Below are 26,723 nucleotides of genomic sequence, written 5' to 3' on the forward strand. Positions count from 1 at the left end.
TTTTCAAAAAGCTGGCTATACTTATCGCGGTAAACCGCTTGATAAATCAGGCGTTCACGCTTTAATCATAAAAAGGAAGGAGCAACAGATGGGTATTATTTCCTGGATCGTCTTTGGCTTAATCGCGGGTATTCTGGCTAAGTGGATTATGCCGGGTAAAGACGGTGGCGGTTTCATTCTGACTATTGTTCTGGGTATTATCGGTGCTGTAGTGGGTGGCTGGATCAGTACGCTGTTTGGCTTCGGCCGCGTCGATGGGTTTAACTTCGGAAGCTTTGTGGTCGCTGTTATCGGTGCCATCGTGGTGCTGTTTATCTACCGCAAAGTACGCAGTTGACCGTAACGGTTTAAACGAAAAAGGGGACGAAGCGATTCGTCCCCTTTTTTTATCTCTTACTTTTAATCAGAAGTCGTAACCGATGGTCGCCATCACGCTGCGTTCTGCGCCCCAGTAGCAGTAGCCCGTACCGTAACAACCGGCTACATAGGTACGATCGGTCAGGTTGTTAGCATTGACCTGAACCCATGCCCCTTTCAGGCTGCTGTTCCAGACGCCAAGATCGGCCCGCACCGACGCATCAAACAGCGTCACTGACGGCACACGTGTGGTGTTTGCATTGTCTGCCCACTGTTTGCCGATGTAACGCACGCCTGCACCCGCACTCAGACCGTAATCAAACTGATAGTGACCCCAGAGCGCCGCCATGCTGTTGGGGGTGACATACGGGGTATGCCCACTGTTGCCATCCACCGAATCTTTGAAGCGCAGATGATTCAGCGTATAGCTCGCCACGGTGCTCAGACGTGGGGTGAGCTGGTTACGCGCTTCCAGCTCGATACCCTGTGAGTGAACTTTGCCTGAGGGGGTAAAGGTTCCGTCCTGAACGTTGCGGTTCGCCACATCTTTCTGCGTCAGGTCATAGACCGCCACGCTATAGAGATCGCGGGTGCCATTTGGCTGATATTTCACCCCGGCTTCATACTGCTCAGCGGTGGTCGGCTTGAGCAGGTTATTGTTGGGATCGGTGAGCGCGGTCGGGGTAATCGCCTGGCTCCAGCTCACGTAAGGCGAGATACCGTTGTCGAAGGCATAGAGTAGTGCCGCGCGTCCGCTGATATGATCATCCTGACGGCGATCGCTGCCGCTGTTTTCGGCGACGATGCGATCGTAACGGCCGGAAAGATCCAGATGCCAGCGGTCCAGCTTCATCTCATCCTGCAGATAGAGGCCGGTCTGGTAATAACGGCGGGTGTTTTCAGCCCAGCTCTGAGCAGGCATTTCACCCACCTGCTCGCCGGTCAGCGCATTAAGCTGGTTGGCCGCACCGGAAGCCTCGCTGATCTCATTTTTATAACGATGATACTCGGCTCCTACCGTAACGCGGTGCTCCAGTTCGCCCGTGTCAAACTCTGCCTGTAAACGGTTATCGGTGGACCAGGCGGAGAGCGACGAGCGCTCGCCAGAGTAGTAGCGGTTCAGCAGATCGGGATTATTTTCGTCCCAGCCAATCTGATAGACCTGATCGAGATCGACATTTGAGTGGCTGTAGCTGCCAGTTGAGGAGAATGACCAGACGTCGTTAAAGCGATGGGCGAAGTCGAAGCTGTAGATCTGCTCGCGGCGCTTGAACTGATCGAGGTCGCTGTTACCCTCATAAAAGCCATTGCTCAGCTTGTAGCCGTTGTGTTCGGTGAGGCTGCCGTCGCCTGGTACGGAACCGTGGTAACCCCCTGACGGATCTTTCTGAAGATAGGCTTTCAGGATCAGATGGGTATCTTCATCCGGCTGCCACATCAGCTGCGGCATCAGCGCATATTTCTCTTCGCGGGTGTGATCGTACTGCGTATCGCTGTTGCGGGTCACGCCGGTCAGGCGAAACGCCCACTGGTCGTTGATCGCATTGGTGTAGTCAAACATCGTGCCGGTGGTGGCATTACTGCCCGCCTGCAGCTGGATATGCCCCTCTTCGCTGAACTGCGGACGTTTGGTCACCATATTAACCAGCCCGCCCGGCACCGTCTGACCATAAAGGGCAGAAGAGGGGCCTTTGATCACGTCGATGCGCTCAAGGAAGGCGTTATCCACCTGCAATACGTTGAAACTGCCGCCGTCGCTCATCAGCCGCATGCCGTCGAGGAAGGTGTTATCGACATCGCCGCCGTGGAAGCCGCGCAGCGCAATGGTGTCGTAACGGGTCGCGGCACCCCCAAAGTTGGTGAAGACGCCGGAGCTATAGCCCAGTGCCTGGTTCAGGGTCAGCGCGCCCTGATCCTGCATCTGCTGGCGGGTGACCACGGATATCGACTGCGGCGTGGTGATCAGCGGACGGTCGCTTTTGGTTGCGCCCTGGCTGGTGGTGGCCAGATAGCCCTGGGTCGGCGAGGTCGAATCTTCCTGCGGTTGTGCAGTCACCACCATATCGGCAGCGAAACTCAGAGCAGGCGCGGTCAGCGCCAGGGTGCAGAGGCGAATATACCCTCTCAGCGACAGTGACAGTTTCATCGGAGTTCCTTTCATAGCAAAGATTAAGGCAGGTGAGTAAAGTTGTTAATAGGCAATCTCATTATCATAATGAGAATTATTACCTTTTGTAAATTGGCTGCAATTTTGCCTGTTGATGTAAGAAGGTCAAGTAAAATTCGCTGAAAAGGCGTGCGGATACCTCCGGCGAGGCCAGAGGTATCCAGAGTGGATCAGTTTTGCGAGGCAGACGCCTGAGGAATATCGTGGGCGCTGTTACAGGTTTTATCTTTCGGGCAGTACTTATCGAGCAGTTTCAGCGTGACGCCGTTGGTCCAGCCGAAGCCGTCCTGCAGCGGATACTCACCGCCACCGCCACCGCCGAGATTTTTGCCATCAACGACATATTTCTCCACCAGCTTATGCTCACGGTCATAGGTCATCTGGACGTTTTGCAGGAAGCGTAAGCCTACCTCTTTCGCCAGTTTTGGCTGGTTGTAATGCTCCAGGCCTTCCACGGCAACCCACTGCAGCGGGGCCCAGCCATTCGGGGCATCCCACTGCTGGCCGTTGTTCACGGTGGTAGTCACCAGACCGCCGGGCTTCAGCAGCTGCTTTTCAACCGCGCTGGCAGTGCTTTCAGCCTGCTTATCGCTGGCGACCTGCAGATAGAGCGGGAACAGCGCGGCAGCCGTCAGCTGCGGATGAACCTGCTTTTTCTGCCAGTCATAGTCGGCATACCAGTTCTGTTTGCTGTCCCACAGATAGCGGTTGATCGCTGCCTGGCGCTTCTCTGCGCGATCGGCGTACTGCTTCGCCAGATCGCTCTGCTTGTTCATCTGATAGCCTTTCGACAGGGTCTGCTCCAGATGGAACAGCAGGCTGTTGAGGTCAACCGGAGCCAGTTGCGTGGTACGGATTGTCGACAGGTTATGCGCATCGGTAAACCAGCGCGAACTGAAATCCCAGCCCGACGCCGCACCGGAACGCAGCTCACGGTAGAGTTCGGCTTTATTCCTCTGCGGCGCTTTCTGCGCGGTGGCAATGTCATCCATCCAGGATTCGGTGCGTGGCACGTCGCGTGCATCCCAGTAGCGGTTGAGCAGGGTGCCGTCTGCCAGCTTAATCACCCGCTTGCTGGCTGCACCCGCCGCGACGTTATTGCTGTCGGCCATCCAGTAGTCGTACTCTTTCTGCAGCTGTGGCAGATAACGGGTATAGGCTTTGCCGTTATCGTGCGTCGCCAGCAGATCGACCATCAGGCTGAAGAACGGTGGCTGTGAACGGCTCAGGTAGTAGCTGCGGTTGCCGTTGGGGATGTGGCCATAACGGTCGAGGAGTGAGGCGAAGTTATCCGTCATATCCTGCACTTTATCCCAGTGTCCGCTCTCGGCCAGCCCCAGCATGGTGAAGTAACTGTCCCAGTAATAGACTTCGCGGAAACGCCCGCCTGGCACCACATAGGGCTTAGGCAGCGGCAGCAGCGAGTCATACTGACCAGCGCTGCTGGTGGTGCGGGTCAACACTGACCACAGGCCATCAATGTGCTCACGCAGATTTTGGCCGGCGGGCGGCACATATTTGTCGCCCGCAGCGGGCAGCGTAAAGTTAGCGTCAACAAAACGTTTGAGATCGAAATTGCGCTGTTTCTTCTGCATCTGCCAGTCGGCAAGAATCGACGCGGGATCAAATTTCGGCACCGCATCGGCAAAGGTCTTCTGATCGGGGTAGAACTTCGCCTGCTGCACGGCATTAAACAGCGGCCCTAAACGCACGTCCGGCGGCTGCGGCTGATTATTCAGCATGCGGCTGTTGTCGTCGGCATGGGCGGTGAAAGCAGGTACGCTCAGCAGCAACGTGAGCAGAAAAGGCGCATAACGCTGACGCCGTGAGTCGGCGTTTACCTCAATTTTTGTCATCGGTTTTTCTCCTTGTCCGAAATGCGGCCGCGCGTAACGCATTGACCACAGGACCAACTTTAGACCTTATCTGCCCACTTCACCCTGAAGCGAGCCGGAAATGTGAAGCCACGGGAATTATTTTTATGGGAAAAACCGCTTTTTCACGCGGGTTTTTTCTTGCTCTCACCTCGCTTTTCCCTGACGCTGAAAGAAAAAAGGAGAGCAGGATGGAGATCATCTGGTATCACCCGTCGCAGTCTGCAGCGGCCTGGATTAACGGTTTACAACAGCGTCTGCCCCAGGCGCGGGTGCGTGCCTGGCAGCCGGGCGACGACGGCCCGGCTGATTATGCGCTGGTCCGCTCACCGCCCGCAGCGATGCTGCAGGGACGCGCCACACTGCGCGGCGTCTTTGCGCTGGGTGCAGGCGTTGATGAGATTCTGAAACAGCTGCAGCAGCACCCTGAGATGCTGCCCGACAGCGTGCCGCTCTACCGGCTGGAAGATACCGGGATGGCGCGCCAGATGCAGGAATATGCCGTCCATAGCGTACTGAACTGGTTCCGTCGTTTTGACGACTACCGTCTTCAGCAGCAGCAACAGTGCTGGCAGCCGCTGCCTGCTTACCCGCGTGAAAGTTTCACCGTCGGGATTCTGGGGGCGGGCGTGCTGGGGCAGCGCGTGGCGGAGAGCCTGAAACCCTGGGGATTCCCGCTGCGCGTCTGGAGCCGCTCACCGAAAACCATCGACGGCGTGACCAGCTTTGCCGGACGCGATGCCTTGTCAGCCTTTCTGCAGGAGACGCGGGTGGTGATCAACCTGCTGCCGAGCACGCACGAGACCATTAATCTTATTGACCACGCCTTTTTACAGCAGCTACCGCACGGCGCGTTCTTCCTCAACATCGCACGTGGCGCGCAGGTGGTGGAAGACGATCTGCTGGCCGCGCTCAATAGCGGGCAGCTGAAAGCGGCGGCGCTGGATGTGTTTCAGGTTGAACCGCTGCCCGAAGCGCATCCGTTATGGTCGCATCCGCGTGTGACGATTACGCCCCATAATGCGGCGGTAACCTTGATCGACGAAGCTATCGACTACATCGCCCGCGCCATTACCCAGGATCAGGCAGGCGAGCCGCCGCAGGGCAGGGTTGATCGTCAGCGCGGCTATTAATGAACCGGCCCCGTCAGGGGCACTCAGCAGGAGAAGAGGATGTATCCGGTAGATCTGCATATGCACACCATCGCCAGCACGCATGCTTACAGCACGCTGCACGACTACGTGACCCAGGCGAAGCAAACTGGCCTGAAACTGTTTGCCATTACCGATCACGGCCCCGATATGGCCGACGCACCGCACTACTGGCACTTTATTAATATGCGCGTCTGGCCGCGCGTGATCGATGGCGTGGGGATTCTGCGCGGTATCGAAGCCAATATTAAAAATCAGCAGGGCGAAATCGACTGTTCCGGCCCGATGCTCGATGCGCTGGATTTAATCGTCGCCGGTTTTCACGAGCCGGTTTATGCGCCGCGCGACCGGAAACATCACACAGACGCGATGATCGCCGCGATGGCGGGCGGACTGGTTCATATTATCAGCCATCCGGGCAACCCGAAATTCCCGGTCGATATTCCGGCGATTGCCGAGGCCGCAGCGCACTACGACGTGGCGCTGGAGCTGAACAACTCCTCCTTTACCCATTCGCGTCCGGGCAGCGAACCTAACTGCCGCGCTATCGCCGCCGCCGTGCGCGATGCCGGTGGACGCCTGGCATTCGGCTCCGATTCCCACACCGCGTTTACGCTCGGCCATTTCGATCACTGCCTGCGGATTGCCCGCGAAGTGGATTTTCCTGAGGATCGGGTGTTAAATGTCACGCCGCGTCGCCTGCTCGACTTTCTGGAAATGCGTAGCGGCAAACCTATTGCTGAACTGGCTGACTTTTAATTTATTTTGCCTCAAGGAAATCTGACTCATGAATGAGTTTTCCATTCTGTGCCGCGTGATCGGCTCACTGTTTAATCGTCAGCCGCAGGACCCGCTGCTGGTGCCGCTGTTTACACTGCTGCGTGAAGGCAAACTGCAGTCGCAGTGGCCGCTGGAGCAGGATGAGCTGCTGACCCGTCTGCAACAGAACAGCGATCCGCAGGCGCTGGCCGCCGATTACAACGCGCTGTTTGTGGGCAGCGACTGTAATGTGCCGCCTTACGCCTCACAGTGGCCGGAAGGCAAAACGGAACCGGAAGTACGTGCGTTCTTAACCTCACGCGGCATGCCGCTGAGCGATGCGCCTGCTGACCATTTTGGCGTGCTGCTGCTGGCCGCGTCCTGGCTGGAAGATCAGTCAGCGGAAGATGAGAGCGCAGCGCAGCTGGCGCTGTTTGAAGAGTACCTGCTGCCGTGGTGCGGAACGTTCCTGGGCAAAGTGGAAGCACACGCGACTACCGCGTTCTATCGCACCCTCGCGATGCTGAGCCGTGAGGCGATTCAGGCGATGTACAACGAACTGCTTGAGAGCAGTGAAGAGACGCCCGACGCCTGATTCACCACGTCGCCGGGTGCGTGCCCGGCGTACAACCCGGTGTTGCGCAGAGCTCTGGAGTACCGGGCAGCCAGGCGGCTGCCCTGAGCCTTACCCCAAACCCCCACGGCGTTAACTCGTAACAGGGCAGGTTATCCTTAACCTGCGGCACAATGCCGGAACCCGCGTGCTCACCGGTGGGATGCTGCTGCAACAGCCACGCGGTGCGTGCCAGCGACAGCCGCACCTGGCTGCCCTCTCCTTGCGTCACGCGTCGCCGTAATCCTTCCAGCACGGCGGCTGCCAGCAGATAACCGGTGGCATGATCCAGGGCCTGCACCGGCAGCGGAACCGGTTTGTCGCTCTGCTGCCACTGCATGCCCCGTTCAGCAATGCCGCATCCCATCTGCACCAGACTGTCAAAACCCCGGCGGTTGCGCCACGGACCCTGCCAGCCCCATGCATTCAGACCGGCATCAACCAGACCGGGCGAGAGTGACTGAAGCGTCTGGGCATCAAATCCAAGGCGTTCCAGCGCATCCGCCCGGTAGCCATGCACCAGCACGTCCGCTTCACGCAGCAGGCGGATAAACCGATCGCGATCGGCGGGCTGCGTCAGGTCGAGCACCGCGCGACGCTTGCCGCAGCTTATCTCCTCATCCAGCGTCGGCTCCTGCCAGCCGGGCGGATCGATGCGCAGCACGCTGGCGCCCAGACTGGCCAGAAAACGGGTGGCGACCGGCCCGGCGATAATCCGCGTCAGATCCAGAACTTTAATACCCAGCAACGGACGCGCTTCGGCCAGCGGCCAGTCCGGCGCAGGAGCAGGCTGTGTGGTCTGCCAGCGAAACAGCGATTCATGCTGTACGGCCTGGCCCTGCGGATGCCGTTGCCAGGCGGCAGCGCTGCGCATTTCTGCGGCACAGCCACCGGCATCAATAATCGCCTGCTCCAGTTCGCTGGCCTGCCACTGTTGCACCTGCTGCGCCAGCGCCGCGCGATCGGCGTGCGTACCCAGCACCTTTTCCATCGCCAGCCGGTGATGTGTGGCGTTGGTATGCAGGCGGATCCAGCCATCGCGGCTGCGATAGTCACCGGCAAACGCGTCCCACATCGCAGGTGCCGCACGGTTAAGCGGGATAAAACTCTGCTGGAACCAGCGTGACGCCAGGCGCACATTGACGGCGACAGGCGGAGAGCGATATTCAGGGCAGGAGGCGGCGATCAGTGCGGCGGTGGCCTGCGTTGCCAGACCGATGCTGGTGGCCGCCAGTTCACTGACGGCAAAAGCAGAAGCGAAGGTGGCGCGATCAATGAAGGCAGGAAGAGGCAAGGCGTCGTCGCGACCCCGCAATCCCTGCTGCATCTGCTGCCAGAGAGAGGCGGCAAGCTGTGAGTCCATGTTGTGCTTCCTGAAAGGGGTGATTTCTCAAGCATAGCACGCAGGATCAACGTCGCCGCAGGCGCGGGAAGCGGGCATGCATCCGCAGGTTTCGCAGGTTGAGCACCGCGATAGCCGTGCCGAGGATCACCAGTGAGGCCCCGATAATCTTGAAGCTGTTGAGGCTGTCACCCAGCACGACAATCCCCATCACCACCGATAAAACCGGCGTCAGCAGCGAATAGGGCATGATCAGATTGACGTTATATTTCTTCAGCAGCATATACCACAGCGTATAGGCCACAATCGACGAGGCGATGGCGCTGTAAAGAATGGCGAACCAGCCGCGCCAGCCCGCATGCTGCAGTGCATAAAGCTGATGGGATTCCATCACCAGACTGGAGCCGCCGACGATGGGAATCGCCAGAAACGCAATCCAGCCGGTCATGGTCAGCGGTTTAATCGGCGGTGACTTTTTCACTATCAGGTTACTGACGGCCCAGCCGGTGGCGCTGCACAACAGCAGACAGAGCACCCACCACGAGGGAATCGTCGGACTGCCTGATAGCACCACCACGCCGCTCAGCGAAATCATAATGCCCAGCAGCTGCACCAGCTTCAGCTTCTCTTTCAGTACCACCATTGCCAGCAACATTGCAATCGGTGTGCCCAGCTGCACTACAATCGCGCCCGTGCCGGCATCGGTGTAGCGCAGGCCGACAAACAGCAGCGAGAAGTGCATAAAACCGAAGGTAAAAGCCAGCAGCAAAAGCCAGGGCAACTGCTGACGGTTAATGCGGCAGAACGGTACCAGCACGATGGCGACGACTACAAAGCGCATAAAGGTCAGAAACAGCGGCGGCAGTTCCAGCAGCCCCCATTTCACCGCCACGTTGTTGAAGGCCCAGATAGAAACCACCATCAGAATCAGAAAAAAATGCCGCACAGCCACGATAATATCCTTTTGATGATTTTTGCTTAGCCCGCTAATGATGGCACGAACTGCGGTACTCCAGCCAATCGCAGTGAGAAATTTTCTGCGATGGCGGTGCAGCCCGATGAGACTTTCGGATGCGATGCTGGCAGACTGATTCGAAATGACTTCTTAAAGGAACCGATTCGGTATGACCTATTCGTCCGCCTTACCCCTTGCGTTAATTCAGCTTGAAGTCCCACCCGCAAACGTCGTTTCAGAGATTGGTGAACAGCCGCGCTGGTTTATTGATGCACTGAATCTCCAACCCGATGAGTACCTGATTGTGCGGCCTCATCTGGGCGAAGCGTTACCCGATTTTGACACGATTTCCGGCGCAATCCTCAGCGGTTCCTGGGCAATGGTCACCGATCACGCCGACTGGAGTGAACGCAGCGCCGCCTGGATCAGAGCGGCGATTGATCATGGTCTGCCGCTGCTCGGTGTGTGCTACGGCCATCAGCTGATGGCGTATGCGCTGGGCGGTGAAGTGGCAGACAATCCCAACGGCTGGGAGCGCGGTCTGTTACCCATTCGCTGCTCAGATCAGACACAGCGCGATCCGCTGCTGCAGACGCTACCCGCCGACTTCAGCGTCTGGCTGTCGCATCGTCAGTCGGTCGTCAGCGCGCCGTCCGGGGCGCAGGTACTGGCCGCTTCTGCGCGCGATGGCTGTCAGATTGTGCGTTATTCACCGCAGGCGCTCTCGGTACAGTTTCATCCCGAATTTTCACGGCACATCATGAGTGTCTGTACGCCGCCGGGCTGCACAGAGGATGGGGCCAACGAGATTGAAGGGAAAGACTGGGCGCGTGAGTTGCTGGTGACCTTCTGGCAACAGACGCGCCCGGCAGTAGGGCGTGCTCAGGGCGCGTAGTGACGCGTGCAGCGGTAAACCCAGGCGGGTGGTACATTTTTCAGCACCCGCTGGCGCTCCCAGGTGAAGTACCGCGACAGGTCAGGCTGGGTCAGCGAGGTGTACTGAAACTGTATAAAAACGCCGTCCGGGCCGAGGGCGTTATAGACCGCCCGCAGAATGGCTTCACGCAGTTCGGGCGGTAAGGATAACAACGGCAGGCCGGAGAAGATCACGTCATAGTTGCCGTTCAGATACTCCGCAGAACAGGTGCGCACGGTCATGCGCGGATCCTCCAGCGCGGTTAGCTTGCCTGCCAGCGAAGTGCTGATTTCAAAGGCATCCAGGGTGGCGTCGGGCGCCATCTGTGCCAGTATCTGCCGGGTCAGTACGCCATCGCCCGCACCAAGTTCCGCGATGCGCGACGCTTCAGGCCATTTCACCGATGTAATCATCGTCCGGCACAACGCCTCTGACGAGGGGGTAATGCTGCCCATCTTGCGCGGATTGCGGATAAACTGATGCACGAAATTGGCTTTAGCGCGCATCTGGGTAAAAGCTGAAGCCAGCATGCTTATCTCCAGAATGAATTCATCCTCAGGTTGACCCCCTTTGTGCCGCACAAGTTTCTCTCTGACTACGTTTTCGGGAAAAAGTCGGAATTTTCTCTAAGCGCAGCGTAAACGCCTATTCCTTCGGGGCGGTCACAGTTTCCGGTTAACAGACCTGACAGGCTCACAATGATCCTTCATGTTAATAATAAGTTTAATCATTGTTACGTCAGTCACCTGTCAGGAGAATGATCATGCGTTACGCTGCCCCCGGAGAACAAGGTTCTCTGATTACGCTACAGAAGAATTATGGCAACTTCATTAATGGTGAATTCGTCGCGCCAGTGAAGGGTAACTACTTTACTAATACCTCGCCGGTAAACGGCTCTGCGGCCGGTGAGTTCCCGCGCTCAGATGCTACTGATGTGGATAACGCGGTGGCCGCTGCTGCTGCTGCTGCGGACGCCTGGGGCAAGACCTCGCCACAACAACGCTCACTGCTGCTACTGAAAATTGCCGATCGGCTGGAACAGCATCTGGAGACCATGGCGGTCTATGAAACCTGGGATAACGGTAAACCGGTGCGCGAAACGCTGGCGGCCGATATGCCGCTGGCGGTCGACCACTTTCGCTACTTTGCCGGTTGTGTCCGGGCGCAGGAGGGCAGCGCGGCAGAGATTGATGAGTTCACCGCCGCCTACCATTTCCATGAGCCGCTGGGCGTGGTGGCGCAGATTATCCCCTGGAACTTCCCGCTGTTGATGGCAGCCTGGAAACTGGCTCCGGCGCTGGGAGCAGGGAACTGCGTGGTGCTTAAACCGGCTGAACAGACGCCGCTGTCGATCACCATATTTGTCGATCTGATTAAAGATCTGCTGCCGCCGGGTGTGCTGAACGTGGTGCACGGCTTTGGTAAAGAGGCGGGGGAAGCGCTGGCGTCCCATCCCGGTATCGCCAAGGTCGCCTTTACCGGCTCCACCGCTACTGGCGGGCATATTCTGGAGCTGGCAGCCAAAAGCCTGATCCCCTCGACGGTCGAGCTGGGCGGCAAGTCACCGAACATCTTCTTTGAAGACATCATGCAGGCGGAGGAGAGCTTTATTGAGAAAGCGGCCGAAGGCGTGGTACTGGGCTTCCTGAATCAGGGTGAAGTCTGCACCTGTCCATCGCGTGCGCTGGTGCAGGAGTCGATCTACGAGCCGTTTATGGCAGCCGTAATGAAGCGGGTAAAAACCATCAAACGCGGCGACCCGCTGGACACCGAGACCATGGTAGGCGCGCAGGCGTCGCAGCAACAGTTCGATAAAATTCTCTCTTATCTCGAAGTGGCGCGGCAGGAGGGGGCCGAAGTGCTGGTGGGCGGCGGCGTAGAGAAGCTGGATGACTCACTCAACAGCGGCTACTACATCCAGCCAACCCTGCTGAAAGGCAACAACAGCATGCGGGTTTTCCAGGAGGAGATCTTTGGCCCGGTGATCGGCATCACCACCTTTAAAGATGAAGCGGAAGCGATCAGTATCGCCAACGACTCGATTTATGGCCTGGGTGCCGGCGTCTGGACCCGTGATATCAACCGTGCCTATCGGGTGGGCAGGGCGATCAAAGCGGGGCGCGTCTGGACGAACTGTTATCACCTCTATCCGGCGCACGCTGCCTTTGGCGGCTACAAGAAGTCGGGCATTGGCCGTGAAACCCACAAAATGATGCTCGATCACTATCAGCAGACGAAAAACCTGCTGGTCAGCTACAGCATCGAACCGCTGGGCTTCTTCTGATAGCCTCAATCGTGCCGGAGTAATGCGGCACGCTCTCTCGCTAAACCACGCTACGGCGTGGTTTTTTTATGCTCTGTCGGGGCTGTGAGCTGCTCACTAAGCGAGCCGGTAAAGCATAATTAATCAGTCTGCTCTTAAAGCGGGCATGACCTGGTTAACGCTTCGCTTATTGCGTTTTAATCGCCATCCATTCTCTGTCTGCGCCATGCCAGGCGCATAGCTGCTTAATCATCTGATAATCAGGCATTTGCCGCGCAGCCGACTGACGCAAAGCGCTGAATCTGGCTGCCTGAACAACATGAACGTCTTTTGATTTGGCTTAAATCAGAACCATTTAAAACATGAGTGATTTTAATGCCAGTCTCAGAAAAAACTTATTTATGTGCAAAAAAACTTCATACTTTCGTATGTTGTTAAGATTAGTCCTAACCGCGTGCTTAAAACTAATCCCTATTTGTATTAACTTAATTAGTTAAACTTTACTTAACTAAATTCTTCTGAAAGTGCGCCGTTGAAATTTTGTCAATCTTCTGTAAACTCGCAGCTAATATTTACACATGGATTGTAATTTCAGACTCACGGGCAGGATCTACCTGACTCGTGCGGTAGCTATGAAATTTCGTTAAAGTTATAAGATATTGAAATTAAAGAAATATAATGAGAATTTATCGGGCATAACGCGTCATTTTTTACTGCCGGGTAATTAACTCACTGTTACTGGCTTAATTCAATTCGACGGTTTTTCGACCAGGGATGGCATAAGGAAAGCTTGGGTTTACCCCACCTTCTTAAATTTGCCGGGAAAAAATTGATCATGTTTCTGATCGTTGTTTACCAGGTCAGATTCCTCCCTTTTCCCGTTTACGTCCCCGATGTTGCTTTTTTATACTTAACTTTTGCTGATCGGTTAACCTTTCGCAGCAAGACGCTTAAGCGCTTTTTGTTTAAGGATTGTTTTTTAATCTGGCACTAAGCGGCTTCCTGTGAAGATGACATCTCGATTTTCATTACTGACACCCGGCCTCTGGCCACTCTCCAAGGTATGAATGGAACACAACATGAAAAAAATGGTGAAGCTCCGCGTTGCGTTAGGCCTGATGTTTGTTTTTTCAGTCGCCGGTTGTAAAACCCCGCCAAAAATGACCGATGACACCCTGGTGACCAGCACGGTGGACGGTGTGGCGATCAGTCACCGTTATGCCGTAAAACCGCCAGCGCAATTCAGTCCGGTCAATGAAACCTATCGCGCCCTCTATCCCGGCTCGGTGATGAGCCAGCCAGGTTACGGCGGCAAGGTGGTAGAGACGCTGAAAACCGGCGAAAGCTACACCGTGATTGGTCAGGTCGAGAACAACTGGCTGGCGCTGGGTGAACCCGCACAGGCCGCAGCAGAAGCTAAGCCGGACAGCGCCACCACTGCCGTGAAAGATGCCGCTCAGCCTGCCGCGCCGCAGGCAACCGTCCAGCTGACAGGCTATGTGCCATTCCGCGCCGTAGTGAAAAGCGCACTCTACGATCAGACCGTTAAAGCCGATCAGCCGAAACGCCGCGTGCGCAGCAGCAGCAAGAAAAAAACCTGCGTCGCGGTTAACGGTGACAGCACCGCCTGTCAGAACAGCACTAACGGAACCTGGATCATTAACTAATCGCACTGAGCAGGGAGGGCTTGATGATGAGAACAACACAACTGCGCGGTGGGTTGATCGTGCTGCTGATGTGGCTACTGACGGCCTGCAGCGGCAGCAGTACGCCGCCGGTGGCTTACTACAACCTGGACGTTCAGGGGCAGAATCAGCTTAACGGCGGTGCGCCGCTGAAGGTCCGTGTGGTGTTACTGAGCTCCGATGCGGAGTTCATGTCAGCAGACTTTTACTCCCTGCAAAACCAGTCTGCAACGGTGCTGGGCAGTGCGCAGCTTAACACCCAGCAATTCTTCCTGACGCCAGAGCAGCGCAGCAAAACGCTGCGGATTAAGAGCCTGCCTGAGGCACGCTTTATCGGCATCATGGCGGAATATCAGGCGCTGGATGGCAAGGTGTGGCGACTGTCGCTGCCGGTTCCCGAAGGGGAGTCGCCCTCATTCTGGGCATTCTGGAAACGAAACGATAGCGAGCTGAATGCGCGCATCGTGGCGGGAATGAATGGCCTTCGCGTGGAAAAACAGTGATGCCGATGAACAGAGCCGAAAAGGTCATCTGGACCGAGGGGATGTTTCTGCGTCCTCACCATTTCCAGCAGTCAGAAAATTATCTTCTCAGCACCCTGCGTGAATGGGGTCAGTCACAGCGTGTCTACACCTGGGGCTTTTACGATCTTGAGTTTGATGAAGCGCTGTTGCGTCAGGGCAAACTGGCGCTGAGCGCGGCCAGCGGTTGTCTGCCAGACGGCACGTTTTTCGCCTTCAGCCAGCCACAGCATGGCCCGGCACCGCTTGATCTGCCGGCCTCTGTTGATCGCAGCAAAGTGGTGCTGGCAATACCGACCCGGCGCAACGGTCGCGAAGCCGTCGCCTTCCAGGAGTCGCAGGATTCTCTGGCGCGCTATCTGGCCTGGGAAGCGGACGTGGAAGATGACAACGCACAGGCCGTGGGCAGCGCGACGGTACAGTTCGGCAAGCTGCGCCTGCGGCTGATGCTGGAGCAGGATCTGACCGCCGAGTGGACCGCAATGGGCGTTGCGCAGGTGATTGAAAAACGCAGCGACAACCACATCCGGCTCGACAGCGATTACATCCCGCCGATGCTGACCCTGAATAGCAGCCGTCCGCTGCAAAACATGTTTAATGACCTGCACGGGCTGATCCAGCAGCGCAGCCAGCAGCTGAGTCAGCGTGCACCCGGAACCGGCCGCTTCAACAGCGCTGATATGGTCGATTTTATGCTGCTGGCGCTGCTCAATCGTCAGCTTGGCCTGCACAGCCATCTGCAACATCTGCCGCTGCTGCATCCTGAAACCCTCTACAGCCACTGGCTGCAACTGGCCGCCGAGCTCAGCACCTGGACGCCCGCGCGCGCGCCGGAAGGCCTGCCGCTTTACGATCATGACGACCTGCACAACTGCTTCAGCCGTCTGTCGCTGCTGCTGCGTCAGGGGCTATCGCAGGTGATGGAGGAGAGCGCCATTCAGCTGCCGCTGACGCAGCGTTCGCACGGCCTGAACGTCGCCACCGTGCCGGAGAGCAGCATGGTGCATGAGTTCGGCTTTGTGCTGGCGGTGAAAGCCAGCGTGCCGGCCGACACCCTGAAAACCCATTTCCCGGCACAGATGAAAGTCGCACCGGTCAGCAAAATCCGCGATCTGGTGCAGCTTCAGCTGCCGGGTCTCGCACTTCGGGCGATGCCCGGCGCGCCGCCGCAGATCCCGTGGCATGCCGGATACAGCTATTTCGAACTGGATAAGAACAGCGAGCTATGGAAAGAGATGGAGCGCTCGGGCGCTTTTGCGCTGCATCTTGCCGGTGAGTTTCCGGGCCTGAACATGGAGTTCTGGGCCATCCGCAGTCAGTCAGAATAATAAACTGAGCACGCAGCATGATGCAGGAACAACAACATTCACACAGCGATCTTGCGCCGGATGCCAGCCACCAGAATGTGCTGGTTGCGGCGGCCAACCCCCTGATTAACGCGATTCCACAGATCCGCCATTCGGTGTCGCATGAAGACCCGGCGCAACTGCGTCAGCAGCTGATCGACCAGATCCGCCGCTTCGAGCTGAGCTGCCAGCAGTCTGGCCTCGGCTACGAAGTGATCATCGGCGCGCGCTACTGTCTCTGTACCGCGCTGGATGAGGCGGCGGCGCTGACGCCGTGGGGCAGTCGCGGCGTCTGGACCAGCAATGGTCTGCTGGTCACCTTTCACAACGAAACCTGGGGCGGCGAGAAGTTTTTCCAGCTGCTGGCGAAGCTGTCGCAGAACCCCAGACGTCACATTCTGATGCTGGAGCTGATCTACTTCTGCCTGCTGCTGGGGTTCGAAGGACGCTATCGGGTGCTGGACAATGGCCGCTCGCAGCTGGAGACCATCAAACAGCGCCTGCTGCAGATGATTAAAAGCGTGCGCGGCAGTTACGCCGCGGCGCTGTCACCGCATCCCACCGATCAGCCGGTGCTGCGCAAGCTGTGGCGACCAATGATCCCGCTGTGGGCCTGCGCCGCCGTGGCCGGGCTGGCGGCCTGTCTGTTCTATATCGTGCTCAACTGGCGTCTGGGCGATTACACCTCGCCGGTACTGGCCCGCATCTATCAGACGGCGCTGCCGGAAGTGAAGATCGGCAACCCGGCACCGCCTCCGCCTGCCACGCTCAACCTGCGGGCCTTCCTGAAGCCGGAAATTGATGCCGGGCTGGTGGCGGTGCGTGATGAAGCGGACCGCAGCGTGGTGACGCTGAAAGGGGATGGGCTGTTTGCTTCGGCGGCGACCGAGGTGCGCGGCGGCTACATTGACGTGATCCAGCGCATCGCAGCGGCCATGAACAACGTCAGCGGGCAGATTCAGGTGATTGGTTACAGCGATAACGTGCCGATCCGCAGCGCGCGCTTCGCCTCCAACTTTGAACTGTCGCTGGCGCGCGCCCGTTCGGTCCAGACTCTGCTGCAACAGCAGCTGGCGCAGCCGTCACGCGTGAAGGCGGAAGGGCGCGGTGAAAGCAATCCGCTGGTGCCGAACACCAGCGCAGAGAATCGCGCGCGTAACCGTCGTGTTGAAATCACGTTACTGGTTGCGCCGGATGCGACGCATGCCGAACTCAACGGCCTGGCGAGAGGGAACTGATCCATGCTGAATATTCTGTTTGCGGTGCTGACCAGCCGCCTTGCGTGGGGCTTTGTCGGCATCACCGCGCTCTCATTTATTATCTGGGTGATTGGCCCGGTCTTCTCTATCGTTGATTCGCGGCCGCTTGAGCCAGAGCAGAACCGCATGATCAGTATCGCGCTGCTCTATCTGGTCTGGGGCCTGGGGCAGGCGATCCCGCGGCTCTACAACTACTGGCTTAACCGCAAGCTGATGTCGAGTCTTGAAACCGGCAAAAGCGATGCACCGGAAGCCGATCGTCAGCGTCTGACCAGTGAAGAGCAGGTGCTGGCAGGGCGTTTTTCCGAAGCGACTGAGATGCTGAGAAAGGCGCACTTCCAGCGCCACAGCAGCAAAGGCACGCCGTTCTGGGCGCAGCGCTTTGGCCGTCAGTATCTCTATCAGCTGCCGTGGTACATGATTATCGGCGCACCTGGTGCCGGTAAAACGACGGCGCTGGTCAACTCGGGCCTGCAGTTTCCGCTGGCGGATAAGTTTGGCAAGTCAGCGCTGCGCGGCATTGGCGGTACCCGCAACTGCGACTGGTGGTTCACCAACGACGCGGTGCTGCTCGATACCGCCGGGCGCTACAGCACCCAGGAGAGTCAGCAGGAGCGGGATGCCAGCGAATGGCACCATTTCCTCGACCTGCTGCGTAAATATCGCGGACGTCAGCCGATCAACGGCGTCATCGTCACCCTGAGCGTTTCCGATCTGCTGAGTCAGTCACCTGAGGCGCTGCGCAACCAGGCGCTGGCGCTGCGTCAGCGCCTGATGGAGCTGCACGATCGTCTCGGCATCCGTTTCCCGGTCTATGTGCTGGTCACCAAAGCGGACCTGCTCAAAGGCTTCCGCAGCTACTTCGCCTCGCTGGACAAAGCGCAGCGTGAACAGATCTGGGGATTCACCTTCCCGTGGGCGAAAGCGTCCGCCGCCGATTTCGAGCTGAACAGCCAGTTCCAGCAGGAGTATTCCCTGCTGCAACAGCGGCTCGATGCCGGACTGGCCGATCGGCTGCTGACGGAGAGCGACGCGCAGGCGCGGGCAGAAAGTTATCTCTTCCCGCAGGAGTTCGCTGCGTTGCGTCCGTTGCTGGCCGACGCGCTCGACACGTTGTTCGCCCGCTCCGATTTTGAAACCCAGTTCGCGCCACGCGGCATCTACTTTGCCAGCGGCACCCAGGAAGGTCTGCCGTTTGATCGGGTAATGGGTGAACTGAACCGTGCCCTGAATCTGCCTGGCCAGCAGGCGGGCGAATCGGGCAGCTGGGATCAGGTCGATAAGGACGCCCCGATTCCGCAGAACAAAGGACAGAGCTTCTTCCTGAAAGGCGTGCTGGAGAATGTGATTTTCCAGGAGTCAGGTCTGGCAGGCAGCAACCGCTGGTGGGAGCTGCGCAACCGCGCCGGACTCTGGTCAGGCTATCTGGCGCTGCTATTGCTGTTACTGGTCGCGGGCGGTCTGTGGCTCACCAGCTACAGCAAGAACAAAGCCTATCTGCAGGAGATGGCCGCTAAAGCGCCGCAGGTGGAGCAACTCGGCGACCAGCTTCAGAAGCAGGTCAACGGCGATCTCTTTGCGCTGGTGCCTTATCTCAACACCCTGTTACACCTGCCGGAAAGCGCCGACTTCTCGCTGGAATCGCCGCCGCTGACGCGCCGTATGGGCCTTTATCGTGGTACCGAGGTCAGCGATGCGACGCGTGCGCTCTACGATAAAGCGCTGAAGCAGCTGCTGTTGCCGCAGGTGGCGCAGAACATCACCCGCTGGCTGCGCAATGACAATGGCAGTGACGCTGACTACAGCTATGAAGCGCTGAAGGCATATCAGATGCTCTACCAGCCGAAGCACTACGACGGCAAGTTTTTGCAGGCGTGGCTGATGCTTAACCTGTCGCGCGAGCTGCCGCAGAACGTGACGCAGCAGCAGGTAAAACAGCTGGCGTGGCATCTGCAACAGCTGCTGGAGACGCAGATTCACTCGTCGCCGTATGCGAAGGATGACGCGCTGGTAAAGCGCGAGCAGGCGCTGATTAATCAGATGCCGCTGTCACAGCGCGTCTACGGACGGCTGAAGCGCCTGCTGCAACGTGATGACAGCCTGCAGCCGGTGACGCTGGCAGCGCTGGGCGGTCCCCAGAGCGAGCTGGTTTTTTCCCGTAAAAGCGGTAAATCGGTGAATGATGGCGTAGCGGGGCTCTATACGCCGGACGGCTACTGGCAGCATGTGGACAAGCAGATTGGTCCGGTGACGCAGGCGCTTTATCAGGACGATCTCTGGGTGCTGGACGGCGCTGCGCCGCAGCAGAAAAGTGAGCAGACCGATCTTGCGGTGCGCCAGCTCTATGTGCAGGACTACATCCGGCAGTGGGAGCAGTTCCTGAGCGATATTCAGCTCAACAGCAGTGCCGATCTTGCGCAACGTATCAACACTGCGCGCTTGCTGTCGGGCAACCACTCGCCGCTGCGCCAGCTGGTAATCAACCTCAGTAACCTGCTGACGCTGAACCGGGCGCAGCCCGATGAGAAAACCGCGCAGGCGGCGAAGCCGTCGGATAACAGCGCCACCCGCACCCTTGAAGCGCTGTTTACCTCGCCCGAAGCGGCTGCGGCGCGTGGGCAGGCGGCAGCGCAGGCGTCACCGGAGCAGGCGGTTGCGGTGCATTTTGCGCCAGTGCTTGAGCTGGCCCAGCCGTTACAGCAGGGCAGTAAGGTGCTGGCGGTGGACGACTTCCTGCACCAGATTGACGATCTCTATCGCTACCTCACGGCGGTGCAGGATGCCGCCAACAGCGGAATGCCGCCACCGGCCAGCGATGCGATTAGCCGTTTGCAGGCCAGCGCCGGACGTCTGCCCGGTTCGCTGCAGAATATGGTCTCCAGCATGGCGGTCGGGGCCAGCAGCGATGCGCAGCGCCGCGACATGGATAACGTCCGTAAACGCATCACCATGGAAGTCGGCAGTTTCTGTCGTCAGGCGATCGCCGGACGTTATCCGCTGGTGCGTTCCGCGCGCAGTGAGGTGACACCCGACGATCTGGCGCGGATGTTTGCTCCCGGCAGCGGCATGATGGACAGCTTCTTCCGCGACAATCTGGCCAGCAAAGTCGACACCACCAACGCCTCATGGCGCTTTACGCCGGGTATTGACGGTAAAACCCTGCCGGGTGGCGAAGCACTTCTGCGTCCTTTCCAGCAGGCGCAGTCGATTCGTGATGCGTTCTTTGCCAACGGCGCCACCACGCCAGGTTTCCGCGTCACGCTGCGCACCGTAAAAATGGACAACGACATTCTTAACCTGACGCTGGATGTGGATGGACAGCAATTGCGTTACAGCCACGGGCCACAGGCGGTGCAGATGGTCAGCTGGCCCGGTCCGGGCGGCACCAGCCAGGTGCGGATGCAGCTGGGCCTGACCAACGGCACTACCTCAACGCTGGTCACCAGTGGGCCCTGGGCACTCAATCGCTTCTTCGATCGCGCCCGTGTTACGGCGGCCGGCGGCCTGACCCGTGAAGCCACCTTCAGCGTGGAGGGGCATCAGGTCACGCTGTCGTTCACCCCTGGCAGCATTCGTAACCCGTTCCAGCTTCCCGGCTTTAGCTGCCCCTGAAACAGGACCCGACAATGACTCATTACGCTGCACCCTGCTGGTACGGCAAATTGCCCAGCGCCGGTGACTTTGTGAAGCGCCGCTTTCCTGATGTCCTCTATCGCCAATGGTCCAGCTGGTTCCAGGTGGGCCTGCATCACTGGCAGAGCAGTCAGGAGGGGGATAACGCGCCGTCGCGCCCGTTCCTCAACGCGCCGGTCTGGAATTTTGTGGTGCCGCCGATGCTGGGCAGTCAGCTGATCCAGATGGGCTGCCTGATTGCGGCTCGGGACAGCGTGGGACGTAACTACCCGCTCTGCGCGCTGCGTCACTTTACCCCCGCCGAGTGGTCGCCGGCCCTGCTGGCACGCTCCGGCGAGTGGTATCAGCAGGTGGGCAATACGCTGCTGCGGGTGGTACAGGGCGGCGGATCGCCGGAGCAGCTGGATCAGGCGCTGATCAGCATTCCGCAGCCGCAACCGCCGCAGGAGACGGGCGAGCCGTCAGATATTCTTAACGTTATCGGCCATGGCGACACGCCTTCAACGCTGAACTGGACGCTGCCGGGCGAGAATTTCGACCCGCAGTTCTATACCAGTTTCTGGTGGACCAATCAGAGCGATGGGTTCCCGCTTTATACCCAGGTTCACAGCGGTAACTTCACCGCGCAGCTCTTTTCCTTGCTGTTTGATCCGGCCGGTGGGGCAAAGCCGGGACGAAACGGACTTTATCCCCCGATGTTTGAATCCTGAGGCGACACGCATGACGATGAATACAGAGGCTTTACTGGCTCCGGTCAGTGATGACAATCCCGGCGGCGATAACCTGGAGTACGACGCCGATTTTCAGGCGATGGAGCAGGCCAGTGCCGGTAAAGCGGAACAGCAGTTCGGCAACACCATCATTCCGGCAGAACCCGCCGACTGGAACAAAGTTGAGAAGCTGGCGATAGCGCTGCTGGCCCGCAGTAAAGATTTACGGGTGATGCTGGCGCTGACCCATGCCTGGACGGAACTGAAAGGACTGCCGGGCTATGCCCAGGGACTGAAGCTGATTGAACAGGCGCTGCTGCTCTACTGGGAGCCGTTGTGGCCCCGGCTGGAAGAGTACGGCGAGCAGGACCCGTTCTATCGCATCAATGCCCTGGCGCTGCTGGGTGACAAGACTGAACTCAGTGGCGCGGTGCGTCAGTGCTGGCTGCTGCGCTATCCGTCTGACGGCATCACGCTGCGCGATGCGGCCGCCCTGTGCGACGGCAGCAAAACCGAGGTGGCGGACTACCCTGGCGGTCTGCCGCGTCTGATCGACGAACTGGCGCGTGGCGACCAGCCTGGTATAGAGGCGGTACTGCAGATTCATGAGCGGCTGCAGACCATCTGCGAAACCGTGGCCGAACGGCTGGGCGACGCGGCGGTGCCGGAACTGGCCCTGCTGCGCAGACAGATTGCGCTGATCGCCGAACGCTGCCAGGCCACCGACATCAGCCAGCTGATTCCCACCGCAGCGGCGGAACAACCCGCAGAAGCGGCGGCCCCGGCGGCAGTCGCCACGGCGCCGCGCGCGGCCGCGGACTGGCGTACGGTGCAGATCGGTTCCCGCGCCGATGCCCAGCTGATGCTGGAGAAGGTGAAGCTCTACTTCACTCAGCATGAGCCGAGTCATCCGGCCCCGCTGATGATCGACCGGGTGCAGCGCTTAATCGAGCGCGACTTCCTGGAGATCATCCGCGAACTGGCACCCGATGGCGTGCATCAGCTGGAAACCATTTTCGGACGTCGCGACTAAGCAGGCGTGACCCACTCACACAGCGGGACCTGCGCGCCTGCTGTGGCACATTATCCGCGCATCATTGATGGAGAAAACCATGGCAACAAGCAAATCCAGTGGGCAGAAGTTCATTGCCCGCAATCGCGCGCCTCGCGTTCAGATTGAATATGACGTGGAAATTTATGGCGCGGAACGCAAAATTCAGCTGCCGTTTGTGATGGGCGTGCTGGCGGATCTGGTGGGTAAACCGCTGGAGCCGCAGCCGGGCATCGACGACCGCAAATTCCTTGAAATCGACATCGATAACTTCGATGAGCGCATGAAAGCGCTGAAGCCACGCGCCGCGTTCCAGGTAGACAACACCCTGAATGGTGAAGGCAAGCTGAACATCGATCTTACCTTCGACAGCATGGATGACTTCTCGCCGGATGCCGTGGCCCGCAACGTCGAGCCGCTGAGCAAGCTGCTGGAAGCGCGTACCCAGCTGGCAAACCTGCTGACCTATATGGACGGCAAAAACGGCGCTGAAGAGCTGATTGGTAAGGTGCTGCAGGACCCAACGCTGCTGCAGGCTCTGACCCATCTGCCTAAGCAGGATGAGGCCACTGAAGGTAAGGAGCCGCAGGCATGACGCAGACTTCACAACAACCCCAGTCGCAGGGCGCGGCCAGTTTCAGCCAGGATGAGTTCAGCGCGCTGCTGAACAAAGAGTTCCGGCCGAAAAGCGACCAGGCACGCGCCGCCGTCGAAAGCGCGGTGAAAACCCTGGCGCAGCAGGCGCTGGAGAACACCGTCACCGTCTCCAGCGACGCCTATCGCACCATTCAGGCGCTGATCGCGGAGATCGACGAAAAGCTGTCACAGCAGGTGAACCAGATTATTCACCATCCGGAGTTTCAGTCGCTGGAAAGCGCCTGGCGCGGCCTGAGCTATCTGGTGAACAACACCGAAACGGACGAGATGCTGAAAATCCGCTTTATGAGCATCTCCAAGCAGGAGCTGGGTCGTACCCTCAAGCGCTATAAAGGTGCTGGCTGGGATCAAAGCCCGCTGTTCAAGAAGATCTATGAGCAGGAGTATGGGCAGTTCGGCGGCGAGCCGTTTGGCTGCCTGGTGGGCGACTACTACTTCGACCACAGCCCGCAGGATGTTGAGCTGCTGGGTGAGATGGCGCGCATCGGTTCGGCCGCCCACTGTCCGTTTATCACCGGCACCGCGCCGGAAGTGATGCAGATGGAATCCTGGCAGGAGCTGGCGAATCCGCGCGATCTGACCAAGATCTTCCAGAACACCGAATATGCCGCCTGGCGCAGCCTGCGTGAGTCGGAAGATGCACGCTATCTGGGCCTGGTGATGCCGCGTTTCCTGGCGCGTCTGCCTTATGGTATTCGCACTAACCCGGTCGACAGCTTCGATTTCGAAGAGCAGACCGACGGTTCCGATCACGGCAACTACACCTGGAGCAATGCCGCCTACGCCATGGCCGCCAACATTAACCGCTCGTTTAAAGAGTATGGCTGGTGTACGGCCATTCGCGGCGTGGAGTCGGGCGGGGCAGTGGAAAATCTGCCGTGTCACACCTTCCCGAGCGACGACGGCGGCGTGGATATGAAATGTCCGACCGAAATCGCCATCAGCGATCGTCGAGAAGCCGAGCTGGCGAAAAATGGCTTTATGCCGCTGGTGCATCGCAAAAACTCTGACTTCGCCGCCTTTATCGGTGCGCAGTCACTGCAAAAGCCGACGGAATATCACGACGCCGATGCCACCGCCAATGCCCGTCTGGCCGCGCGTCTGCCTTATCTGTTCGCCTGCTGCCGCTTCGCGCATTACCTGAAGTGCATCGTGCGTGACAAGATCGGCTCCTTCCGTGAGCGTGATGAAATGGAACGCTGGCTGAACGACTGGGTGATGAACTACGTCGATGGCGATCCGGCTAACTCCTCGCAGGAGACCAAGTCACGCAAGCCGCTGGCGGCTGCCGAGGTGAATGTGGAAGAGCAGGAAGATAACCCAGGCTATTACGCCGCGAAGTTCTTCCTGCGTCCGCACTATCAGCTGGAAGGGCTGACCGTTTCGCTGCGTCTGGTCTCTAAGCTGCCGTCACTGAAAAATGATAATGCGTAAGGGCTGAGTTGCAGTGGTATCAGGCGCGAAAGGGTTTTGCGCCTGATGTCTCACAGAAAGGTTGCTGAGATGAACGTCAGGGAGGATGACAGGATGGTTAAAAAATTAGTTCTGCATTTACTACGTTATTTACTGGTTTTTATTTCAGCCCTGATTTTATCCACCTGCGCAGGTTATTTCATTTTCTTCTGTGACTGGAATGTCACGATGATCAGGAAAATAACTAACGGCATTCTGATTACTCTTTCAGTCACTGTATCGTTAAGTTTTTACTGGGCGGCGGGTAAGCTAAGGAAATTTATTGAGTGCTTGTCTGCTTCCTGAATAACGGGTCAGAACCTCAATTTCTCATCATGAGAATTCAATAAATACATTGCCCGGCCTGGTGCCCGGCAACGCACTATCTGAAATATGGTTTATGACGATATTTCAGAAGCAAGGCAAAGGTAAAATATGGACTGTTTTATTCAGCCCCATGCTTTTCTTTTTGCCATATCCTTGCTTTTTTGAAAGCAATAATCTCAACCAATAAAGAGTGAAAGATAATGGCTATTGATATGTATCTGAAGGTAGACGGCATTACCGGCGAATCTAAAGATTCAAACCACACTGGATGGATCGATATTGACTCCTTTTCCTGGGGTGCCAGTCAGCCAGGCAATATGAGCGTGGGTGGCGGTGGCGGTGCGGGTAAAGTTAATTTCAACGACCTGCACATCAACGCCAAAATCGATAAGGCGGTCACTGCACTGCTGAAAAACTGCGCCAGCGGTAAGCACGTCGCGAAAGTCGAAGTGTCAGTTTGCAAAGCGGGTGGCACCCAAATCGAATACACCCGCATCACGCTGGAAGATGTGCTGGTGACTAACGTTCAGTTTGTGGGTTCTGAACACGACGACACCCTGGGCGTAACTTATGCCTTCCAGGCTTCTAAAGTGAAACAGCAGTACTGGGAGCAGAGTTCTTCCGGTGGTAAAGGCGCAGAAACCAGCGCTGGCTGGGATATCAAAGGCAACAAAGAAGCGTAAGAAGCGATACGCCTCCGTACAGGAGGCGTATCTCTCCTGGCCAGAGAAGCACGCGTCGTCATGCGCATTCTCCAGCCGGTTTACACGGATTCTCTGAATCAACATTATTGTGCGGAGAGAGTAAATGAGTATTTCTGGCTCGGTTGGTGTCGGTGGCCGTAATCAGTACGGCGACGTGAAAACAGTACAACAGTTGTTACAGCGCAATGGATATCCACAACTCCGTGCCGATGGCCGCATGGGACCCAAAACCATTGAGGCGATTAAGCAGTTTCAATCCCGTTTTATGTCTCGCCCGGATGGTGTTGTCGATATCCATGGCAAGACGTGGAATACGCTTTCTAATCCTTCAGGTAGCAATACAATAAACCCTCCGTCTACGCCATCAGAAAATATTAATAATAATTCTGGTCGCCTTACTGTGAGTGCCGGACAGGTTACCTTCGATGCCGAAGGTAATGATAATCCCCATAGTCCTTTTTTTAGCCGGCATATACACTGGCCTGGTGGTAAGTCAGGCGTAACCATTGGCCGGGGTTATGATATGGGAGGAAGAAGTTCAGATGAAGTCTATCTGGATCTTATTCGGGTTGGAGTTGAAGAACAGCAGGCAAGAGCGCTATCTTTAGGTGCTACTAAAAAAGAAACTTCAGCGCAATTATGGGTAAGAAGAAACAAAATAGAGTGCGGTGTAATTACGCGTGAATCGCAGGCCAGGCTTTTTGAAACTATCTATCCTATATATGTAAGTCGGGCCAGATCGGTTTATTTATCAGCGACTGCGGAGAAAGCTGAAAGAACGAGTTGGGATGAATTAAAACCGGCGATAAAAGATATCGTGGTGGATTTGGTTTATCAGGGAGCTGGTTTTAAACTTAACATGCAAGCCGCTATGTATAATGATATTGACAAGCTGGCTGATTTTATTGATAGTTCAAGCTTTCTTCAACAGTATGAGAAAGGCCGTAATCGTGCTCGTTATCTTCGAAGCCGGAAATGAAA

General features: G+C 57.6%; 22 protein-coding genes. 17 read left to right on the forward strand and 5 right to left on the reverse strand.

Features of this window, described 5'->3' with window-relative positions:
* Positions 1–88: 88 nt before the first annotated feature.
* The gene (locus tag AC6I8J_RS07465; RefSeq protein ID WP_031375306.1) at positions 89–337 is read left to right on the forward strand and encodes a GlsB/YeaQ/YmgE family stress response membrane protein; all 249 of its coding nucleotides are present in this window, start codon (positions 89–91) and stop codon (positions 335–337) included.
* Positions 338–403: 66 nt separating this feature from the next.
* Here AC6I8J_RS07465 and AC6I8J_RS07470 read toward each other — a convergent pair whose 3' ends face one another.
* A complete protein-coding gene (locus AC6I8J_RS07470) occupies positions 404–2,503 on the reverse strand; it encodes a TonB-dependent siderophore receptor (protein ID WP_480343618.1) in 2,100 nt (699 codons plus the stop codon).
* 191 nt (positions 2,504–2,694) lie between these two features.
* Positions 2,695–4,380, reverse strand: a complete 1,686-nt coding sequence (gene treA, locus AC6I8J_RS07475) for an alpha,alpha-trehalase TreA (protein WP_497825206.1) — start codon at positions 4,378–4,380, stop codon at positions 2,695–2,697.
* A 209-nt stretch (positions 4,381–4,589) separates the two neighbouring features.
* On the opposite strand from treA, the gene ghrA reads away from it, so the two are divergent.
* From ghrA to AC6I8J_RS07490, 3 genes are read left to right on the forward strand one after another with little or no spacing between them, the layout of a single operon-like run.
* Entirely contained in the window at positions 4,590–5,531 is a 942-nt protein-coding gene (gene ghrA, locus AC6I8J_RS07480; RefSeq protein WP_161736065.1) for a glyoxylate/hydroxypyruvate reductase GhrA, read from the forward strand.
* A gap of 39 nt (positions 5,532–5,570) precedes the next feature.
* Positions 5,571–6,308, forward strand: a complete 738-nt coding sequence (locus AC6I8J_RS07485; RefSeq protein ID WP_161736064.1) for a phosphatase — start codon at positions 5,571–5,573, stop codon at positions 6,306–6,308.
* A gap of 28 nt (positions 6,309–6,336) precedes the next feature.
* Positions 6,337–6,903, forward strand: a complete 567-nt coding sequence (locus tag AC6I8J_RS07490; protein ID WP_497825207.1) for a TorD/DmsD family molecular chaperone — start codon at positions 6,337–6,339, stop codon at positions 6,901–6,903.
* A gap of 1 nt (position 6,904) precedes the next feature.
* Here the strand turns inward: AC6I8J_RS07490 and AC6I8J_RS07495 are convergent, their stop codons facing one another.
* Together AC6I8J_RS07495 and AC6I8J_RS07500 are read right to left on the reverse strand one after the other, a co-directional pair.
* A complete protein-coding gene (locus AC6I8J_RS07495; RefSeq protein ID WP_497825208.1) occupies positions 6,905–8,284 on the reverse strand; it encodes a CoA transferase in 1,380 nt (459 codons plus the stop codon).
* A gap of 46 nt (positions 8,285–8,330) precedes the next feature.
* Positions 8,331–9,215 (reverse strand): DMT family transporter, encoded by an 885-nt coding sequence (locus AC6I8J_RS07500; protein WP_222924163.1) that lies wholly within the window; start codon positions 9,213–9,215, stop codon positions 8,331–8,333.
* A gap of 172 nt (positions 9,216–9,387) precedes the next feature.
* Here AC6I8J_RS07500 and AC6I8J_RS07505 point away from each other — a divergent pair, with 172 nt between their 5' ends.
* Positions 9,388–10,113, forward strand: coding sequence for a glutamine amidotransferase (locus AC6I8J_RS07505; RefSeq protein ID WP_161736060.1), 726 nt, complete (start codon positions 9,388–9,390; stop codon positions 10,111–10,113).
* Here the strand turns inward: AC6I8J_RS07505 and AC6I8J_RS07510 are convergent.
* Entirely contained in the window at positions 10,101–10,664 is a 564-nt protein-coding gene (locus AC6I8J_RS07510; protein ID WP_161736059.1) for a class I SAM-dependent methyltransferase, read from the reverse strand. The genes AC6I8J_RS07505 and AC6I8J_RS07510 overlap by 13 nt on opposite strands.
* 233 nt (positions 10,665–10,897) lie before the next feature.
* On the opposite strand from AC6I8J_RS07510, the gene exaC reads away from it, so the two are divergent.
* The 12 genes from exaC to AC6I8J_RS07570 all read left to right on the forward strand — a co-directional run bounded on the left by exaC (position 10,898) and on the right by AC6I8J_RS07570 (position 26,721).
* A complete protein-coding gene (gene exaC, locus AC6I8J_RS07515) occupies positions 10,898–12,418 on the forward strand; it encodes an acetaldehyde dehydrogenase ExaC (RefSeq protein WP_222924162.1) in 1,521 nt (506 codons plus the stop codon).
* Between the two features lie 1,046 nt (positions 12,419–13,464).
* Entirely contained in the window at positions 13,465–14,064 is a 600-nt protein-coding gene (locus AC6I8J_RS07520) for an SH3 domain-containing protein (protein ID WP_161736237.1), read from the forward strand.
* 23 nt (positions 14,065–14,087) lie between these two features.
* Complete coding sequence (gene tssJ / locus AC6I8J_RS07525) at positions 14,088–14,585, forward strand: type VI secretion system lipoprotein TssJ (protein ID WP_497825209.1); 498 nt, start codon at positions 14,088–14,090, stop codon at positions 14,583–14,585.
* Positions 14,586–14,590: 5 nt separating this feature from the next.
* The gene (gene tssK, locus AC6I8J_RS07530; protein WP_260058082.1) at positions 14,591–15,931 is read left to right on the forward strand and encodes a type VI secretion system baseplate subunit TssK; all 1,341 of its coding nucleotides are present in this window, start codon (positions 14,591–14,593) and stop codon (positions 15,929–15,931) included.
* Positions 15,932–15,948: 17 nt separating this feature from the next.
* Positions 15,949–17,187, forward strand: a complete 1,239-nt coding sequence (locus AC6I8J_RS07535; RefSeq protein WP_161736239.1) for a DotU family type VI secretion system protein — start codon at positions 15,949–15,951, stop codon at positions 17,185–17,187.
* A gap of 3 nt (positions 17,188–17,190) precedes the next feature.
* Entirely contained in the window at positions 17,191–20,820 is a 3,630-nt protein-coding gene (tssM, locus tag AC6I8J_RS07540) for a type VI secretion system membrane subunit TssM (RefSeq protein ID WP_260057953.1), read from the forward strand.
* A 14-nt stretch (positions 20,821–20,834) separates the two neighbouring features.
* Positions 20,835–21,551 carry a type VI secretion system-associated protein TagF gene (gene tagF / locus AC6I8J_RS07545; protein ID WP_013357572.1) on the forward strand — a complete coding sequence of 239 codons (717 nt, stop codon included), beginning with the start codon at positions 20,835–20,837 and terminating at the stop codon, positions 21,549–21,551.
* 16 nt (positions 21,552–21,567) lie between these two features.
* On the forward strand, positions 21,568–22,584 hold the full coding sequence (gene tssA, locus AC6I8J_RS07550) for a type VI secretion system protein TssA (protein WP_222925485.1): 1,017 nt from the start codon (positions 21,568–21,570) through the stop codon (positions 22,582–22,584).
* Positions 22,585–22,663: 79 nt separating this feature from the next.
* The gene (gene tssB, locus AC6I8J_RS07555) at positions 22,664–23,197 is read left to right on the forward strand and encodes a type VI secretion system contractile sheath small subunit (RefSeq protein ID WP_013357574.1); all 534 of its coding nucleotides are present in this window, start codon (positions 22,664–22,666) and stop codon (positions 23,195–23,197) included.
* A complete protein-coding gene (gene tssC, locus AC6I8J_RS07560; protein WP_013357575.1) occupies positions 23,194–24,693 on the forward strand; it encodes a type VI secretion system contractile sheath large subunit in 1,500 nt (499 codons plus the stop codon). Before tssB ends, tssC begins: the two co-directional genes overlap by 4 nt.
* A gap of 545 nt (positions 24,694–25,238) precedes the next feature.
* Positions 25,239–25,721 (forward strand): Hcp family type VI secretion system effector, encoded by a 483-nt coding sequence (locus tag AC6I8J_RS07565; RefSeq protein WP_033779371.1) that lies wholly within the window; start codon positions 25,239–25,241, stop codon positions 25,719–25,721.
* A 124-nt stretch (positions 25,722–25,845) separates the two neighbouring features.
* Positions 25,846–26,721 (forward strand): DUF8812 domain-containing protein, encoded by an 876-nt coding sequence (locus AC6I8J_RS07570; RefSeq protein WP_253421648.1) that lies wholly within the window; start codon positions 25,846–25,848, stop codon positions 26,719–26,721.
* Positions 26,722–26,723 lie beyond the last annotated feature (2 nt).

This window comes from Pantoea sp. X-Soil-ISGK-355, from assembly GCF_059730805.1.

What these genes read in the sequence shown, in the direction of transcription:
- exaC (WP_222924162.1), top strand. Translation starts at nt 10,898, where the DNA reads ATGCGTTACGCTGCCCCCGGAGAACAAGGTTCTCTGATTACGCTACAG.
- tssC (WP_013357575.1), top strand. Translation starts at nt 23,194, where the DNA reads ATGACGCAGACTTCACAACAACCCCAGTCGCAGGGCGCGGCCAGTTTC.
- AC6I8J_RS07535 (WP_161736239.1), top strand. Translation starts at nt 15,949, where the DNA reads ATGATGCAGGAACAACAACATTCACACAGCGATCTTGCGCCGGATGCC.
- tssB (WP_013357574.1), top strand. Translation starts at nt 22,664, where the DNA reads ATGGCAACAAGCAAATCCAGTGGGCAGAAGTTCATTGCCCGCAATCGC.
- tssM (WP_260057953.1), top strand. Translation starts at nt 17,191, where the DNA reads ATGCTGAATATTCTGTTTGCGGTGCTGACCAGCCGCCTTGCGTGGGGC.
- ghrA (WP_161736065.1), top strand. Translation starts at nt 4,590, where the DNA reads ATGGAGATCATCTGGTATCACCCGTCGCAGTCTGCAGCGGCCTGGATT.
- AC6I8J_RS07490 (WP_497825207.1), top strand. Translation starts at nt 6,337, where the DNA reads ATGAATGAGTTTTCCATTCTGTGCCGCGTGATCGGCTCACTGTTTAAT.
- AC6I8J_RS07570 (WP_253421648.1), top strand. Translation starts at nt 25,846, where the DNA reads ATGAGTATTTCTGGCTCGGTTGGTGTCGGTGGCCGTAATCAGTACGGC.
- AC6I8J_RS07505 (WP_161736060.1), top strand. Translation starts at nt 9,388, where the DNA reads ATGACCTATTCGTCCGCCTTACCCCTTGCGTTAATTCAGCTTGAAGTC.
- AC6I8J_RS07485 (WP_161736064.1), top strand. Translation starts at nt 5,571, where the DNA reads ATGTATCCGGTAGATCTGCATATGCACACCATCGCCAGCACGCATGCT.
- tssK (WP_260058082.1), top strand. Translation starts at nt 14,591, where the DNA reads ATGAACAGAGCCGAAAAGGTCATCTGGACCGAGGGGATGTTTCTGCGT.
- tssJ (WP_497825209.1), top strand. Translation starts at nt 14,088, where the DNA reads ATGATGAGAACAACACAACTGCGCGGTGGGTTGATCGTGCTGCTGATG.
- AC6I8J_RS07565 (WP_033779371.1), top strand. Translation starts at nt 25,239, where the DNA reads ATGGCTATTGATATGTATCTGAAGGTAGACGGCATTACCGGCGAATCT.
- AC6I8J_RS07495 (WP_497825208.1), bottom strand. Translation starts at nt 8,284, where the DNA reads ATGGACTCACAGCTTGCCGCCTCTCTCTGGCAGCAGATGCAGCAGGGA.
- AC6I8J_RS07470 (WP_480343618.1), bottom strand. Translation starts at nt 2,503, where the DNA reads ATGAAACTGTCACTGTCGCTGAGAGGGTATATTCGCCTCTGCACCCTG.
- treA (WP_497825206.1), bottom strand. Translation starts at nt 4,380, where the DNA reads ATGACAAAAATTGAGGTAAACGCCGACTCACGGCGTCAGCGTTATGCG.
- AC6I8J_RS07510 (WP_161736059.1), bottom strand. Translation starts at nt 10,664, where the DNA reads ATGCTGGCTTCAGCTTTTACCCAGATGCGCGCTAAAGCCAATTTCGTG.
- tagF (WP_013357572.1), top strand. Translation starts at nt 20,835, where the DNA reads ATGACTCATTACGCTGCACCCTGCTGGTACGGCAAATTGCCCAGCGCC.
- tssA (WP_222925485.1), top strand. Translation starts at nt 21,568, where the DNA reads ATGAATACAGAGGCTTTACTGGCTCCGGTCAGTGATGACAATCCCGGC.
- AC6I8J_RS07520 (WP_161736237.1), top strand. Translation starts at nt 13,465, where the DNA reads ATGGAACACAACATGAAAAAAATGGTGAAGCTCCGCGTTGCGTTAGGC.
- AC6I8J_RS07465 (WP_031375306.1), top strand. Translation starts at nt 89, where the DNA reads ATGGGTATTATTTCCTGGATCGTCTTTGGCTTAATCGCGGGTATTCTG.